15 protein-coding genes are annotated in these 14,755 nt (G+C 65.8%); 11 read left to right on the top strand and 4 right to left on the bottom strand.

Annotated elements, in window-relative coordinates:
• Nucleotides 1-5 precede the first annotated feature (5 nt).
• The 8 genes from H7I41_RS18500 to H7I41_RS18465 are packed head-to-tail and all read left to right on the top strand — an operon-like array spanning nucleotide 6 to nucleotide 8,877.
• The gene (locus H7I41_RS18500; protein WP_264014059.1) at nucleotides 6-1,196 is read left to right on the top strand and encodes an MCE family protein; all 1,191 of its coding nucleotides are present in this window, start codon (nucleotides 6-8) and stop codon (nucleotides 1,194-1,196) included.
• On the top strand, nucleotides 1,196-2,230 hold the full coding sequence (locus H7I41_RS18495; protein ID WP_264014058.1) for an MCE family protein: 1,035 nt from the start codon (nucleotides 1,196-1,198) through the stop codon (nucleotides 2,228-2,230). The genes H7I41_RS18500 and H7I41_RS18495 overlap by 1 nt, the downstream gene beginning before the upstream one ends.
• Nucleotides 2,223-3,269 (top strand): MCE family protein, encoded by a 1,047-nt coding sequence (locus tag H7I41_RS18490; protein WP_264014121.1) that lies wholly within the window; start codon nucleotides 2,223-2,225, stop codon nucleotides 3,267-3,269. The genes H7I41_RS18495 and H7I41_RS18490 overlap by 8 nt, the downstream gene beginning before the upstream one ends.
• On the top strand, nucleotides 3,266-4,723 hold the full coding sequence (locus tag H7I41_RS18485) for an MCE family protein (RefSeq protein ID WP_264014057.1): 1,458 nt from the start codon (nucleotides 3,266-3,268) through the stop codon (nucleotides 4,721-4,723). Before H7I41_RS18490 ends, H7I41_RS18485 begins: the two co-directional genes overlap by 4 nt.
• A complete protein-coding gene (locus tag H7I41_RS18480) occupies nucleotides 4,720-5,916 on the top strand; it encodes an MCE family protein (RefSeq protein WP_276009074.1) in 1,197 nt (398 codons plus the stop codon). Before H7I41_RS18485 ends, H7I41_RS18480 begins: the two co-directional genes overlap by 4 nt.
• The gene (locus H7I41_RS18475; protein ID WP_264014056.1) at nucleotides 5,916-7,697 is read left to right on the top strand and encodes an MCE family protein; all 1,782 of its coding nucleotides are present in this window, start codon (nucleotides 5,916-5,918) and stop codon (nucleotides 7,695-7,697) included. The genes H7I41_RS18480 and H7I41_RS18475 overlap by 1 nt, the downstream gene beginning before the upstream one ends.
• Nucleotides 7,697-8,389 carry an Rv1363c family protein gene (locus H7I41_RS18470; RefSeq protein WP_264014055.1) on the top strand — a complete coding sequence of 231 codons (693 nt, stop codon included), beginning with the start codon at nucleotides 7,697-7,699 and terminating at the stop codon, nucleotides 8,387-8,389. The genes H7I41_RS18475 and H7I41_RS18470 overlap by 1 nt, the downstream gene beginning before the upstream one ends.
• Entirely contained in the window at nucleotides 8,389-8,877 is a 489-nt protein-coding gene (locus H7I41_RS18465) for a mammalian cell entry protein (protein WP_264014054.1), read from the top strand. Before H7I41_RS18470 ends, H7I41_RS18465 begins: the two co-directional genes overlap by 1 nt.
• On the opposite strand, the gene H7I41_RS18460 is transcribed toward H7I41_RS18465, so the two are convergent.
• Nucleotides 8,874-10,331, bottom strand: coding sequence for an alpha,alpha-trehalose-phosphate synthase (UDP-forming) (locus tag H7I41_RS18460; RefSeq protein ID WP_264014053.1), 1,458 nt, complete (start codon nucleotides 10,329-10,331; stop codon nucleotides 8,874-8,876). The two genes, H7I41_RS18465 and H7I41_RS18460, sit on opposite strands and share 4 nt — an antisense overlap.
• Nucleotides 10,332-10,496, bottom strand: coding sequence for a hypothetical protein (locus H7I41_RS18455; RefSeq protein ID WP_264014052.1), 165 nt, complete (start codon nucleotides 10,494-10,496; stop codon nucleotides 10,332-10,334).
• A 118-nt stretch (nucleotides 10,497-10,614) separates the two neighbouring features.
• On the opposite strand from H7I41_RS18455, the gene H7I41_RS18450 reads away from it, so the two are divergent.
• Genes H7I41_RS18450 through H7I41_RS18440 form a run of 3 tightly spaced genes read left to right on the top strand, consistent with a single transcriptional unit; the run spans nucleotide 10,615 to nucleotide 13,034 of the window.
• Nucleotides 10,615-11,508: an enoyl-CoA hydratase gene (locus tag H7I41_RS18450; RefSeq protein WP_264014051.1), complete on the top strand. Its 894-nt coding sequence runs from the start codon at nucleotides 10,615-10,617 to the stop codon at nucleotides 11,506-11,508.
• A gap of 46 nt (nucleotides 11,509-11,554) precedes the next feature.
• Nucleotides 11,555-12,382, top strand: a complete 828-nt coding sequence (locus tag H7I41_RS18445) for an SDR family oxidoreductase (RefSeq protein WP_264014050.1) — start codon at nucleotides 11,555-11,557, stop codon at nucleotides 12,380-12,382.
• 25 nt (nucleotides 12,383-12,407) lie between these two features.
• On the top strand, nucleotides 12,408-13,034 hold the full coding sequence (locus tag H7I41_RS18440; protein WP_264014049.1) for a trimeric intracellular cation channel family protein: 627 nt from the start codon (nucleotides 12,408-12,410) through the stop codon (nucleotides 13,032-13,034).
• Here H7I41_RS18440 and H7I41_RS18435 read toward each other — a convergent pair whose 3' ends face one another.
• Together H7I41_RS18435 and H7I41_RS18430 are read right to left on the bottom strand one after the other, a co-directional pair.
• Nucleotides 13,035-13,814 carry an SPW repeat domain-containing protein gene (locus H7I41_RS18435; RefSeq protein WP_264014048.1) on the bottom strand — a complete coding sequence of 260 codons (780 nt, stop codon included), beginning with the start codon at nucleotides 13,812-13,814 and terminating at the stop codon, nucleotides 13,035-13,037.
• Between the two features lie 355 nt (nucleotides 13,815-14,169).
• On the bottom strand, nucleotides 14,170-14,634 hold the full coding sequence (locus tag H7I41_RS18430; protein ID WP_264014047.1) for a GreA/GreB family elongation factor: 465 nt from the start codon (nucleotides 14,632-14,634) through the stop codon (nucleotides 14,170-14,172).
• Between the last annotated feature and the right edge of the window lie 121 nt (nucleotides 14,635-14,755).

The raw sequence follows: 14,755 nt of genomic DNA, 5'->3' as shown, positions 1-14,755 counted from the left end.
ACGTCGTGTCGAGGACCACCGCGATCAGGATCGCCGCCGCAGCGCTGGCGACGATCATCGTGGCGTTCACGGTGTTGACTTATCTGTCGTATACCGCGGCGTTCAGCCCGACCGAGAACGTGACGGTGATGTCACCGCGGGCCGGGTTGGTGATGGACAAGGAAGCCAAGGTCAAGTACCGCGGTATCCAGATCGGCAAGGTCGAAGACATCGCCTACACGGGCGATCAGGCGAAGTTGACGCTGGCGATCAACGAGGACCAGTTGCGTTTCGTCCCGTCGAACGCGCTGGTACGAATCGCCAGCACCACCGTGTTCGGTGCGAAGTCAGTAGATTTCATGTCGCCGGAGCAACCGTCGGATGCGCCGTTGCGTCCCGGCGCCACCGTCGCCGCCCAAGCCGTGCAACTGGAAGCAAACACGCTGTTCCAGACCCTGATCGACGTGCTGCACAAGGTCGACCCGATGAATCTCAACGCGACCATATCGGCGATCGCCGAGGGGTTGCGCGGTCACGGTGACGAGTTCGGCGGTAGCCTTGCAGGGTTGAATCAGTATCTGACGCAACTGAATCCGAAGTTGCCCACTGTCGAATCGGACTTCGCGCAGACAGCGACGGTCGCCAACATCTACGGCGATGCCGCTCCCGATCTGGTCACCGTGATCGACAACGTGCCGACCATCAGCAACACGATCGTCGATGAGCAGGAGAACCTCAACGCGACGCTGCTCGCGGCAACCGGCTTGGCGAACGAAGGATACGCAACCTTGGAGCCGGCGGCAGACGACTACATCGCAGCGATCCAGCGGCTGCGAGCGCCGTTGACGGTGCTGGGGGACTATTCGCCGGTACTCGGCTGCATAGTGCAGGGTGTCAAGAAGGGGGCCGAACGGGGTGGAAGCATCGTCGGTGGCATGAAACCCGGCGCGATGGTCAGTTCCAGCTTCGTGCTGGGCGTGCCGTCGTACACGTATCCAGAGAGTCTGCCGATCGTGAATGCGTCGGGTGGTCCTAACTGCCGCGGCCTACCCAACCTCCCCAGCAAGCAATTCGGCGGCTCCTTCTACCGTTCGCCCTTCCTGGTCACCGACAACGCCGTCATTCCCTACGAGCCGTTCACCGAGGTGCAGGTCGACGCCCCGAGTACCTTCCAGTTCTTGTTCAACGGGGCATTCGCAGAACGAGACGACTTCTGATGAGCCGCCGGGGAAATCTGATCAAGGTGAGCGTCTTCGCGGTGGTCATGCTGCTCATCTCCGCCGGTCTGGTGGTGGTTTTCGGCGAAATCCGGTTCGCATCGAGCAACTCTTACCACGCCACGTTCGCCGACGCCTCGCGGCTGAAGGGCGGCGAGGACGTGCGGATCGCCGGCGTTCCGGTGGGCAGTGTCGGCGATGTGAAACTGAACCCCGACAACACCGTTGACGTGGCGTTCAACATCGACAAGAAGTATCAGATGTACACCTCGACGCGCGCCGCGATCCGCTATGAGAACCTCGTCGGCGACCGCTATATGGAGATCACCTCGGGTCCGGGCGAGCTTCGGAAGTTGCCGTCGGGTGGCATGGTTCCCATCGACCAGACCCAGCCGGCCTTGGATCTCGATGCTCTGCTCGGTGGCTTGCGCCCTGTGGTCAAGGGTCTCGATGGCGAGCAGATCAACCAGATAAGTGGTGCGGTCATCGAATCGCTGCAAGGCGAGGGTGGTGCGCTGTCTCGATTGCTCTCGGAAACCGGAACATTCAGCCAGACACTGGGCGATCGCTATCAGGTGATCTCCGAGGCGATCCGGAATCTCAACGAGGTGCTGGGGACCATCGACGAGAAGAGCGTCGAGTTCGATGCCAGCGTGGACGAGCTCCAGAAGCTGGTCAGCGGACTGGCGGAGGGCCGGGACCCGATCGCAGGGGCCATTCCGCCGCTGGCATCCGCCTCAGCGGATCTGACCGACATGCTCGCCAATTCGCGACGGCCGCTGCAGGGCGTGCTCGAGAACCTTCGTCCGCTGGCGACCGAGCTCGACAATCGCAAGGATGAGGTCAATCGAGTCATCGAACCGTTGGCCGAGAACTATCTGCGGCTCAATTCCCTTGGTGCGTACGGGTCATACTTCAATTACTACATCTGCACGGTGACGCTGAAATTCAACGGCCCAGCAGGCAGCGACATCTTCCTGCCGATCGGTGGCGTGCCGGACCCGTCGAAGGGCAGGTGTTCAGACAATGGATAAGACCATCCGGGCGGGCATCTTCGGGATCGCGGTCGTGGCGTGTGTCGTGATCGTCGCGTTCGGCTACACCAGCTTGCCGTTCTATCCGCAAGGCAAGTCCTACGAGGCGTTCTTCGCCGACGCAGGTGGTATCTCGCCGGGCAACGACGTCAACATCTCCGGCATCACGGTCGGCAAAGTGACCGAAGTCGGCCTCGCCGGCGACGCCGCAAAGGTGGCATTCACCGTCGACCGCAAGGTCAGGCTCGGCGATCAGACTCTCGTATCGATCAGGACCGAGACCGTTCTGGGGGAGAGGTCGCTGGGGATCGTCCCGCAGGGTGGCGGGTCGGTGACATCGATTCCTCTGAGCCGCACCACTGCTCCGTACACCTTGAACATGGCGCTGCAGGATCTCGGTCAGAATTCCGGTGTGCTCGACAAGGACCAGTTGACCCAGGCGTTGCAGGTGCTGACCGATTCGTTCCGCGACGCGACGCCCGAGCTGCGCCGCACGCTCGACGGGGTGGCCACGTTGTCGCGCAGCATCAACGCCAACGACGAAGCGCTGGGCCAGCTGTTGACACGCGCCAGGTCGGTGACGGCGGTGCTCGCAGACCGGGCCGGTCAGGTGAACCAGCTCATCACCGACGGCAATCAGCTCTTCGCCGCGCTCGATGAGCGACGGGCCGCCCTGAGCAGTCTGATCGCCGGCATCGACGATGTGTCACAGCAGATCTCGGGGTTCGTCGCCGATAACCGCCGCGAATTCGGCCCCGCCCTGAGGAGACTGAATTTGGTGTTGGACAACCTGCTCGAACGCCGTGAACACATCAGTGAGGCGCTGAAGCGTCTGCCGGGCTACGCCACTGCGCTCGGCGAGTCGGTCGCCTCCGGCTCGGGTTTCATGGTCAACCTGCCCAATGCGATACCCAACACTACTCAGTCGGCCCTGCTACTGGATCTCTACTTCCAACCGGGCAAGATTCCGGACAGCCTTGCCGACCTTCTGCGCGGGTTCATCAACGAGCGGCTGATAATAAGGCCGAAGTCGCCGTGAGCCGCCTCTTGCGCTACGGCGTCATCGCCGCGCTGCTGGTTGCGCTGATCGGTGGCGTCTCCATGGTGTGGCCGCGAGTCTCCACGTACACAGTGGTCGGATACTTCACCTCGGCGGCGGGCGTCTATCCGGGCGACGAGGTTCGTATCATCGGCGTGCCCATCGGCTCGATCGAATCCATCTCGCCGCAGGCCGATGCCGTCAAGATCACCATGAGGGTGAAGGAAGACGTCAAAGTGCCCGCCGACGCTCGCGCGGTGGTCATTGCACCGAACCTCGTGGCTGCCCGGTTCATTCAGCTGACCCCTACCTATAGTCAGGGTCCGGCAATGGAGGATGGCGGCACCATCGAGTTGGGCCGCACCGCCGTGCCGGTCGAGTGGGACGACGTCAAGACCGAGCTGACCAGGCTCAGCCGGCAACTCGGACCGTCGGCGGGCGAAGTTCACGGCCCGTTGAGTAGCTTCGTCAATCAGGCCGCCGATACCTTCGACGGAAACGGCGACTCGTTTCGACAAGCCGTGCGCGAATTGTCGCAGACTGCGGGGCGGCTGGGCGACTCACGCATGGACCTGTTCGGCACGGTGAAGAACCTGCAGATCCTGGTCGACGCGCTGTCGAGGAGCAACGAGCAAATCGTGCAGTTCAGCGGGCATTTGGCCTCGGTCTCTCAGGTGTTGGCCGACAGCGCGGTGGGGCTGGACGACACCTTGGGCAGTCTCAACCAGGCCCTGTCGGACGTCCGCGGCTTCCTCGACGAGAACAACGCGGTGCTGATCGACAACGTCAACAGGCTGACCGACTTCACCAGCATCCTGACAACCCAGACTGACGACGTCGAGCAGATACTCCACGTCCTGCCGAACGCGATGGCGAACTTCTACAACATCTACAACCCGGCGCAGGGCACCGCGAATGGTCTTCTGGGCCTGCCGGAGTTCGCCAATCCGGTGCAGTTCATCTGCGGCAATTTCGACGCGGCGGGGATGCCCGACTATGACAAGCGATCCGAGATCTGCCGCCAGCGGATGGCTCCGGTGCTCAAGCGCCTGGCGGTGAACTACCCGCCCTTCATGGCGCACGGGATCAACACGATCACCGCGTATAAGGGCCAGGTGATCTACGACACCCCGGCGACCGAGGCGAAGGCGCAGACCTACATCCCACACCTCGAGTGGATCCCCAGCGATGGGCGGTTCCCGCCCCGTGCCGGTGAGGGAGGAGATCCCACATCGTTGCTGCTGCCCCCGAACCCGGTTCCCGGCCCGCCGCCGCCTGCGCAGCCGTACACACTCGGTCCGGTGGTACTGCCGCCCGGTCCAGCGCCTGGTGGTCCGCCGCCCGGTCCGGCTCCGGGTGCGCCGCCAGCACCAGCTGCGCCCGGTCCGCTTCCGGCCGAGATCGGCGCGCCGGTGCAGCCGGTCGCTCCGCAACAACACGGAGGCGGAGGATGACGCGAAAGTCATTGACCATCAACTGTGGCCGCGTGAGCAGGCGCATGGTGGCCATCGGGTCCGGCGTCGTCCTGCTCACCGGGTGCCAGTTCGGCGGGCTGAACTCCCTGAACATGCCCGGCACGGCCGGTCACGGCGCGGGCGCCTACACCATCGCCGTGGAGCTGCCCGACGTTGCCACTCTGCCGCAGAACTCGCCCGTGATGGTCGACGACGTCACCGTCGGCAGCGTGTCGGGGGTCGAGGCTGTGCAGCGGGCAGATGGCAGCTTCTATGCTGCGGTGCAACTGTCCCTTGACCGCGAAGTCCGGCTGCCGGCCAACGCAACGGCCAGGGTCGCGCAGACATCACTGTTGGGTTCGCAGCACATCGAGCTATCGGCTCCGGCCGATCAAGCGCCGGTGGGCGAGCTACGTGACGGGTCGGAGATCCCGTGGAGCCAGGGCGGCCGCTACCCCACTACCGAGGAAGTGCTGTCCGCCTTGGGTGTGGTCGTCAACAAGGGCAATCTCGGTGCGCTGCAGGATATTACCCAAGAGGTCTACAACGGGGTGGCCGGCCGTGAGGGCCAGTTCGCGGGCCTGATCCCGCGGCTCGCCGAGCTGACCGCGTCGTTGAACCGGCAGACCGACGACATCATCGCCGCTGTCGAAGGCCTGAACCGCTTCGCCGGAGTCCTCGCCCGCAGCAAGGACAGTCTCGGCCGGACCCTGGACACCCTTCCGGCAGCGTTGCGCGTGCTCAACGACAATCGGACGAACATCGTTGACGCGTTCGCCGCACTGCAGAGTTTCGCCACCGTCGGATCACGCATCCTGGCCGAAACCAAGGACGATTTCGCGGAGGACTTGATCGACTTGTACGCGGTGATCAAGCCGCTCAATGACAACCGTGCGGACCTCGTCTCCTCGCTGGACAGCCTGGCGACCTTCCCGTTCCCGGGCAAGAATCTGCATCGAGTGGCCAGGGGTGACTACTTCAACATCTTCTCCACATTCGATCTGACCATCCGCCGGCTCGGCGAGACCATCTTCACGACGTCGTTCTTCGACCCGAACATGAAGCGCCTCGCCGAAGTCGTCAACCCGCCGGAGTTCTTGACCGGTGAGATGGCGAACCTGTCCGGGCAGGCCGCTGATCCGTTCAAGATCCCGCCCGGTACCGCGTCGGGCCAGGAGGTGCCGCCCGAGTAATGCTCAACCGAACCGCGCGAATCCAACTGATGATCTTCGCTCTCGTGACCGTGGTCACCGTCGGCGCGATCTCCTTTTTCTACCTCCGTGTACCCGCCCGGCTGGGCGTCGGTGTGTACGGTGTCACGGCCGAATTCGTCGCCGGTGGCGGGCTGTATGAGAACGCCAATGTCACCTATCGCGGCGTGCAAGCCGGCCGCGTCCAGGCCGTGGAGTTGACCGACGACGGCGTCGCCGCGCGCATGGAACTCAACAGCGATGTCAAGATTCCGGCGAACTCGACCGCCACCGTCAAGAGTGTGTCTGCGATCGGCGAACAATACGTTGATTTCGTTCCGCCCGCCGATCCCTCGCCGGCGTTGCTGCACAACGGTGCAACCATCCCGAAGGAACGGACGGCGATACCGCAGGACGTCGCCGAGTTGCTGGGTGAGGCAGACCAATTGGTGAACAGCCTCGACAACACTCGCATCCAGGACCTCCTTCGCGAGACGTTCGACGCGTTCAACGGCTCAGGGCCCGAACTGGCGCGACTCATCCAATCGGCACGGGCGCTGATCGACGAGGCCAACGCAAGTTGGCCGCAGACCGCGACGCTGATCGACCAGGCTGAACCGTTCCTCGAGGCGCAGATTCGCAGTGGCGACGACATCCGGTCGTCGGCCGACGGCCTTGCGCGCTTGACCACCGAATTGGCCAACGCCGATCCGCAACTGCGTGCGCTGCTTGCGGAGGCACCGGCGGCGGCCGCCGAAGCCGGCGAGACGTTTGCGGGCATTCGGCCCTCGTTCCCGGTGCTCGCGGCCAACTTGGCCAACTTCGGCCGCGTCGGCGTCATCTACCACAGGTCGATCGAACAGGCGCTGGTCATCTTTCCTGCCCTGCAGGCATCGCTGCTGACGATCGGCGGCCAACTTCCCGCGGACGAAGGTGGCAAGCAGGACTTCAAGATCTCGATCAATGATCCGCCGCCGTGCAACACTGGATTCTTACCGCCGTCGGAGATTCGCACGCCGGGCGACACCACGCTGCGCGAGCTACCCAACGACTTGTACTGCAAAGTCGCGCAGAACGATCCGATGGTTGTGCGCGGCGCGAGAAACTATCCCTGTCAGGAGTTCCCCGGCAAGCGCGCGCCGACGATCCAGTTGTGCCGCGACCCCCGTGGCTATGTCCCGATCGGTAACAGCCCGTGGCGCGGTCCGCCGGTGCCGATCGGTACACCGATGGACGTCCTGGAGGACGACACGCCCGAGGATGGGCGCAACATCTTCCCGCCCAACAAGTTTCCCTATATTCCACCGGAGAACGACCCGGACCCGGGATACCCCGTCGCGCCGGGCTTGGTACCGCCCGGGGTCCAAACCGGCCCGGGGCCGGCGCCACATCAACCGTGGCCGTACATTCCGCCTCCGAACGATGGCCCACCGCCACCGCCGCTGACGGCGTGGATACCGCCGGCGCCGTACCCGCAGGCATGGCCACCGCCGCCGGTCGGGCCGGCGATCAACGGTCCTCCAACACCGCCGCCGATATTCGCTGGGCCCTACAACACCGCGGCTCTGCCACAAGCCCCCGCAGCTCCGCCGCCACCCGCAGCTCCGCCGCCACCCGATGCGCCGGTGCCGCAGGCGAGCGGGGCGGCTTACGGGACGTATGACCAGAACACCGGGGTTTTCGTCGATCCGGCCGGCGGTAGCGGGGTGTATGCCCCCGGTGTCGCTGACATGCGGCCGCAGGAGAATTGGGTTGATCTCATGCTCTATCCGAGGCAGACCTGATGACGCCTACTTCGGCCCGTCCGGAACAGGCCCGACGTCGCCGCGCTTCCCGGCCTGCAGGGCCGGCGAACGGTAAAGCCGCCGAGGCCGCCGTTGCGCGCGTTGAGACCGCGAAGCCGACCGGTGCAACGTCTGCACGCAAGTTCCGGAAGGCTGCGCCCCCGCCACGCCGGATGCCGCACCGACGGCTGGTCGCAGTCGTTGCTTTGGTGTCCGGGCTCGTCGCGACGAGTGTTCTCGGCGTTGCAGTGGCGGTACTGATCGTCCAGAAACAACACACGGAAGCAACGCAAGCACGCAACCAGCGGTTCGTCGACACGGCGACACAGACCGTGGTGAACATGTTCAGCTTCAGGCAGGACACCATCGACGAGAGTGTCGACCGTTTCTACGACGGCACCAGCGGGCCATTGCGCGACATGTTCAGCCAGAACAACAACGTGGTGAACCTCAAGGCGATTTTCCGGGACACCGGCGGCAGTTCGGAGACGGTGATCAACGGTGCTGCTTTGGAAAGCTTCGACGACATCAGTAAGAACGCGGCGGTGTTGGTGTCGGCTCGGGTCACGGCCAGCGACATGGACGGCAACAACAGGCCATCGCAGCCGTACCGGCTGCGCATCGTCGTGCACGAGGATGACGACGGGCGGATGACGGCCTACGACCTCAACTATCCCAACGGCGGCAACTGATGCGCTGGCTCGTCAGCGGAATCATCGGGCTGATGGCGGTTGCGTTCGTCAGCCTGGCCGCCGTGGGTGGTGGCCTCTACTGGCAGCGGGTGGAGACGCGTGGAGAGCAGTCGGCCCGCGACGAACTCGGACCACTTGCGCAGCAACAAATCCCGACGGTATTCACCTACGACTACAAGACGGTCGAGCGCAACCTCATCGATTCCTACAACCTGCTCACGCCCGACTATCGAAGGGAATTCGAGCAGAGGGCGAACGCCGACATCATTCCGCAGGCGCGGGAGCGAGAGGTAGTCAGCCAAGCCAACGTAGTCGGCGTCGGAGTCCTGAATGCGCAGCGCAACTCGGCAGCGGTGATGGTGTACATCAACCGCACCGTGTCCGAGAAGTCGAATCGCGACCAACCGATCTACGACGGCGCACGACTGCGGGTGGAGTACGAACGAATCGACGGGAAGTGGCTGATCAGTTACATCACGCCGATCTAGGCGCGCGGTGACTCGGTGTCGGCCAACGCGTCGAGGAAAGCCCGCGCCCACCGGTCGACGTCGTGGGCGAGCACCTGCCGGCGCAGCGCGCGCATCCGGCGCCTGCCCTCCTCTGGCGCCTGGTTCAGCGCCGCCTCGATCGCGTCCTTGACGCCCTCGAGGTGATGCGGATTGGCCAGGTACGCCTGTCGCAGTTCGGCTGCGGCGCCGGTGAATTCGCTGAGCACCAGCGCGCCACCGAGATCGCTGCGGCAGGCCACGTACTCCTTGGCCACCAGGTTCATGCCGTCGCGCAGTGGCGTGACCAGCATGACGTCTGCGGCGACGAAGAACGCGATCAACTCGTCGCGGGGAATCGGCCGGTGCAGGTAGTGCACGATGGGGTGGCCGACTTCGCCGTGCTCGCCGTTGATGTGGCCGACCTGACGCTCGATGTCCTCGCGCATCGCGATGTAGCTCTCGACGCGTTCCCGGCTCGGGGTCGCCAGCTGCACCAGCACGGTGTCGTCGCGGTCCACTCGTTTCTCGTCGAGCAGTTCGGACAGCGCATGCAGGCGGACGTCGATGCCCTTGGTGTAGTCGAGCCGGTCGACACCCAGCATGATCTTGCGGGGGTTCCCGAGCTCGGCACGGATCGCGCGGGCCCGCTGCCGGATCTCCCGGTTCCGTGCCTTGGTGTCGAGTTCGGCCGAGTCGATGGAGATCGGGAACGCGCCGACCTTGACGGTGCGGAAGCCGACCTGCACCTCACCGAATCTGGATCGCACACCGACGTTGCCGCGTGAGGTGTTGGCCCCGACCAGCCTGCGGGCCAGGATCAGGAAGTTCTGCGCGCCGCCGGGCAGGTGGAAGCCCACCAGGTCGGCGCCCAGCAGACCCTCGATGATCTCGGTGCGCCACGGCATCTGCATGAACAGCTCGACCGGCGGGAACGGGATGTGCAGGAAGAATCCGATGGTGAGGTCGGGCCGCAGCATCCGCAGCATCTTGGGCACCAGCTGCAGCTGGTAGTCCTGCACCCACACCGTCGCGCCCTTTGCCGCCGCACGTGCGGTGGCCTCGGCGAACCGCCGGTTGACCTCGACGTAGCGCTCCCACCATTCGCGGTGGTAGATCGGCTTGACGATCAGGTCGTGGTAGAGCGGCCACAGCGTGGCGTTGGAGAATCCCTCGTAGTACTTGGCGACGTCGTCGGCCGACAGCGACACCGGGTAGAGCTGCAGGCCGTCGTCGTCGATCGGGTCTTCGTCGCTGTCGGGGACGCCCGCCCAGCCGATCCACGCCCCGTGCCGCTTACGCAGCAGCGGCTCCAGCGCCGTGACGAGGCCACCGGGGCTCCGCTTGTAGGTCGTGGTGCCGTCCGGGTGGCGCTCGATGTCGATCGGCAGCCGGTTGGCCACGACGACGAAGTCGGAGTCCCCGGAGTCGGACTGTGCGCCGGCCTCCGGTGACACCTACGCCTCGATTTTCGACGGTCCAATGCCGAGCATCGAGAGGAAGACCCGGCATTCGTCGGCATCGGTGGCGTAGGCGGCCACCACCTGCCTGGCCTGACGGGCAGTGCTGTCGGCCAGTGGTTCGACGTCGCCGAGCTCGGCGGCTTCAGTTTTTGCGGGCATACCCCAACTCTAGGCGACTTCACGGGCGTACGGTTCATCGCCTGTTACTACAGGGTGTGGCTGATCATGGCCGCGACTGCGTGAAGGCGGGCCGCGCGGTGCCCGTAATGTGCCTGCCATGGCCGATGAGCAGGTGACTTACGAAACCCTCGACGAGGGCCGGATAGCCCGCATCTGGCTCGATCGGCCGGAATCCCAGAACGCGCAGTCCCGCACCCTGCTCGTGCAGCTGGACGAGGCCTTCACCCGCGCGGAGGCCGACGACCAGGTGCGCGTGGTGATCCTGGCCGCCCGCGGGAAGAACTTCTCGGCCGGACACGACCTGGGTTCGGAGGCGGCCCTCGCCGAGCGCAAGCCCGGGCCCGACCAGCATCCGACATTCCGCTCACACGGCGCGACGCGGTCCGCCTCGATGGAGAAGCTGTACCTGCAGGAGTGGCACTTCTACTTCGAGAACACCAAGCGCTGGCGCGATCTGCGCAAGATCACCATCGCGCAGGTGCAGGGCAACGCCATCTCCGCCGCGCTGATGCTGATCTGGGCGTGCGACCTCATCGTCGCCGCGGACGACGCGAAGTTCAGCGATGTGGTGGGCGTCCGGCTCGGGATGCCGGGCGTCGAATACTACGCACACCCTTGGGAGTTCGGTCCCCGCAAGGCCAAAGAGCTGCTGCTGACCGGTGATTCGATCGACGCCGAGGACGCCTACCGGCTGGGCATGGTGTCCAAGATCTTCCCGGTCGAGGAGCTCACGGACAAGACACTCGAGTTCGCCCGCCGGATCGCCGAACGGCCCACGATGGCGGCGCTGCTGATCAAGGATTCGGTGAACGCGGCCAGCGACGCGATGGGGTTCACCGAGGCGCTTCGGCACGGTTTTCACATCCACGAACTCGGCCACGCGCACTGGGCCGCGCACAACGAGAACCGATTGCCGCTCGGCCTGCCGCCCGATGTCCCGGACTGGCGGACGCTCGGCGCACCGAAGCCGGCCCGGCGCGATCAGCCGTGACGTATAACTAGAACCTGTTCTAGTAAACCTGGCTTAAGGGGTCGCGGTGCAGCTGTCGTTGGCGGGTCGGACGTACGTGGTCACCGGTGGTGGCAGCGGCATCGGCAAGGGCGTGGCGGCCGCGGTGGTGGCGGCCGGTGGCAGGGTGATGCTGGCCGGTCGCAACGCCGACCGGCTGGCTGCCGTCGCCGAAGAGCTCGGCGGTCATGACTCGGTGCGTTACGAGCCGACCGACATCACCCATGAGGACGAGGCGGCCCGCCTCGTCGACGCGGCCACCGCCTGGCATGGGCGCCTGCACGGCGTGGTGCACAGCGCGGGCGGTTCGGAGACCATCGGTCCGATCACGCAGATCGACTCCGACGCCTGGCGGCGCACGGTGGACCTCAACGTCAACGGCACGATGTACGTGCTCAAGCACGCCGCGCGCGACCTGGTCCGCGGCGGCGGCGGATCGTTCGTCGGGATCTCGTCGATCGCGTCGAGCAACGTCCACCGCTGGTTCGGCGCCTACGGTCCGAGCAAGGCGGCGCTCGACCACATCATGATGTTGGCCGCCGACGAGCTCGGCCCGTCATGGGTGCGCGTGAACGGCATCCGTCCCGGCCTGATCCAGACCGACCTGGTTGGCCCGATCCTGGAGTCCCCGGAGGTGTCGGCGGACTACCGTGCCTGCACTCCGCTGCCCCGCTTCGGCGAGGTCACCGACATCGCGAACCTCTGTGTGTTCCTGCTCAGCGACGCCGCGGAGTGGATCACCGGGCAGGTGATCAACGTCGACGGCGGCCACGGCCTGCGTCGCGGACCGGACATGTCCGGCATGCTCGAGCAGTTGTTCGGTGCCGACGGTCTGCGCGGAGTGGTCGCCAAGTAACAGCCGCGCACGGTATACCTGCGCCATGCCGGCCGATGTACCGCTACTACTGGTGCTCGACCTGGCCGGCACGTTCGCCTTTGCGCTCAACGGCGCGCTGACCGCGATACGCGCCGAACGCCTCGACATCTTCGGGGTGATCACCCTCGGGATGTTCACCGGTCTTGGCGGCGGCACGATCCGCGATGTGCTGCTCGACGACCTGCCGCCTGCCACCTTCGTCGACTGGCGTTACCTGGCGCTTGCGGCGGCCGGCGGCCTGACGGCCTTCGCGTTGAGCCACGTGCTCGAGCGGCTGGCCACTGTGATCACCGTCCTGGACGCGGTCGGGCTGAGCGTGTTCGCGGTGCTGGGCGCAGTGAAGGCGCTCGACATGGGATTCGGTGTACCACAGGCGATGATCGTCGGCACGATCACCGCCGTGGGCGGGGGAACGATCAGGGACGTGATGATCGGCCGGGTACCGGTCGTGCTGCGCAGCGAGCTGTACGCCATTCCAGCGCTGCTGGGGGCGGGCTGTGCGGCGGCGGCCTACGGCCTCGGGTACCGCGGCACGGTGGCGGCACTCGCCGCGGCGGCGGTCTGCTTCACCGTCCGCATGGTCGGCGTCCGGTTCGATCTGCACGCGCCGCGGCCGCCCGGGCGACACTGATCACCGGGCCGCCGCGTGGACGCGTTCGCGGTAGCGGGTGCGGGCATCGTCGCGGACCACCGTGGCCGCGTCGAGGTACTCGCCGCGCAGGTATCCGGCCACTCCGAGCGCCGTCGCGGCGAAGCCGAGCGACCACGCCGTCCATGCGCCCACTCCGGCGGTGAAGCCGACCACCCACGGCGCCATGAACAGCGCCAGTCCGACGACGGACAGCTTGAAGTAGTCGCGGGTGGGATCGGCGGCGAGCAGCGACCACAGCGCCGTCACCGCGATGAGGACGCCTGCGCCGGCGATGACGACGGTCGCTGCCGACGATGTGCGGACGAACGTGGCGGCCAGCACCACCGCGACGGCGCCCAGCGCCAGGGCAGAACCACTGAGCCACTTCGCGATCACGCCGGGCCGCACTTCGCGGCTGCCGTACTCGTTGACGCCGAGCTTGGTCGGCGGGTCGCCGGTCACCCAGCCGATGCCGCCGCAAATCAGGGCCAGCACGCCGGCCACCCCGGCGGTCCACGCGGCGCCGCGGTCGGGGACGAAGCCCGCGCCGAGCCACGGCACGACGGCCAATGTCAGACCCGCGACCAGGACTCCCCAGTGTCCCGGGACGGGGTCTCGGGCGAGGAGTGACATCGAGGCGAAGAAGACGATGAACGCACCCAGTCCGAGCGTGAAGCCCTGCCCCACTTGAGTCGACGAGAACACGAACGCTCCGATGACGGCGCCGATGCCGACCACCAGCGCCACCAGACTCGTCCAAAGTCTGCCTGGTCTCTTCACTTCTCGCTCCTCACTACGGGTTCTTTCGTTCGTCTGGGCCGTGGGTGCGCTAAGACAGCGCGCCGCCTTCGGCCTCCCATCGCTCGATCCAGATGTCAGCGTTGGCATACATGGGGTTTTCGCCTCCTCGTGTGTTCGTTGGTCATCGCGACTGTGCTCAGCGTGCGACGGTGCGAACTGATTCGCGTCGCACGGCCTGTCGCGTATGGCGTGGCGCAGTCGCGGAAAATAGGTGGCCGAAAACCTGCTGGCCACACACTCCATTGTCGTCGACACAGCCGCCCGGCTGCCTGCGCCGAGCGGACAACATCGTCGTCGTCGATTGTCGCCGACCGACAAGCGGCCGGCGCAGAGATCAGCCGGTGAGGCTGTGGATGCCGTGGGGGACGGCCCTGAGCATCGTGACGATCATGGTCTTCCCGTTGGGCGTGGTGTAGCTGCACTGGTGTCCCGGGCGGGCCCCGACGATCGCGGCGCCGAGCGGTGACTGCACGGAATAGACGTCGAGCTCGCCGTATTCGGCACCGCGCACACCGAGCAGGAACGTGTCGGTTTCACCGGTGTCGTCGTAGCGGACGGTCACCACCATGCCGGGTTCGGCGATGCCATCGTTGGGCGGATCCTCGCCGACGACTGCGTTCATCAGCAGGTCGTGGATCTGCTGGATGCGGCTTCGCCGGGCGGCCTGGACGGCGGCAGCGTTCTCGTCGGTGTCCTCGTCGCCGGTCGTGCTGGTGGTGAGCCGGCGCAGTGTGGCCAGTTCGTGCTGCAGGTGCTCATGGGCCTGCGGCGACAGCCAGACGGTGTGCTTCTCGATCATGCGGGTTCCTTCCGGTTCGGGGATTGCCGTCAGGGGCGGGCGAAGGAGAAGCTCCGCCCCTGACGACTCGCGGGCCCGTGTGGGCCGAGGTCAAAGGGTCGAAAACGCTGTGCCACAGAGA

Source organism: [Mycobacterium] manitobense (genome assembly GCF_025821665.1).
Taxonomy (GTDB): domain Bacteria; phylum Actinomycetota; class Actinomycetes; order Mycobacteriales; family Mycobacteriaceae; genus Mycobacterium; species Mycobacterium arseniciresistens.
This window is presented reverse-complemented; position numbering and strand designations above follow the sequence as displayed.

Excerpts from the sequence above, each read along its gene's own strand:
- H7I41_RS18475 (WP_264014056.1), top strand. The coding sequence starts at position 5,916 with ATGCTCAACCGAACCGCGCGAATCCAACTGATGATCTTCGCTCTCGTG.
- H7I41_RS18490 (WP_264014121.1), top strand. The coding sequence starts at position 2,223 with ATGGATAAGACCATCCGGGCGGGCATCTTCGGGATCGCGGTCGTGGCG.
- H7I41_RS18470 (WP_264014055.1), top strand. The coding sequence starts at position 7,697 with ATGACGCCTACTTCGGCCCGTCCGGAACAGGCCCGACGTCGCCGCGCT.
- H7I41_RS18465 (WP_264014054.1), top strand. The coding sequence starts at position 8,389 with ATGCGCTGGCTCGTCAGCGGAATCATCGGGCTGATGGCGGTTGCGTTC.
- H7I41_RS18495 (WP_264014058.1), top strand. The coding sequence starts at position 1,196 with ATGAGCCGCCGGGGAAATCTGATCAAGGTGAGCGTCTTCGCGGTGGTC.
- H7I41_RS18455 (WP_264014052.1), bottom strand. The coding sequence starts at position 10,496 with ATGCCCGCAAAAACTGAAGCCGCCGAGCTCGGCGACGTCGAACCACTG.
- H7I41_RS18450 (WP_264014051.1), top strand. The coding sequence starts at position 10,615 with ATGGCCGATGAGCAGGTGACTTACGAAACCCTCGACGAGGGCCGGATA.
- H7I41_RS18430 (WP_264014047.1), bottom strand. The coding sequence starts at position 14,634 with ATGATCGAGAAGCACACCGTCTGGCTGTCGCCGCAGGCCCATGAGCAC.
- H7I41_RS18440 (WP_264014049.1), top strand. The coding sequence starts at position 12,408 with ATGCCGGCCGATGTACCGCTACTACTGGTGCTCGACCTGGCCGGCACG.
- H7I41_RS18480 (WP_276009074.1), top strand. The coding sequence starts at position 4,720 with ATGACGCGAAAGTCATTGACCATCAACTGTGGCCGCGTGAGCAGGCGC.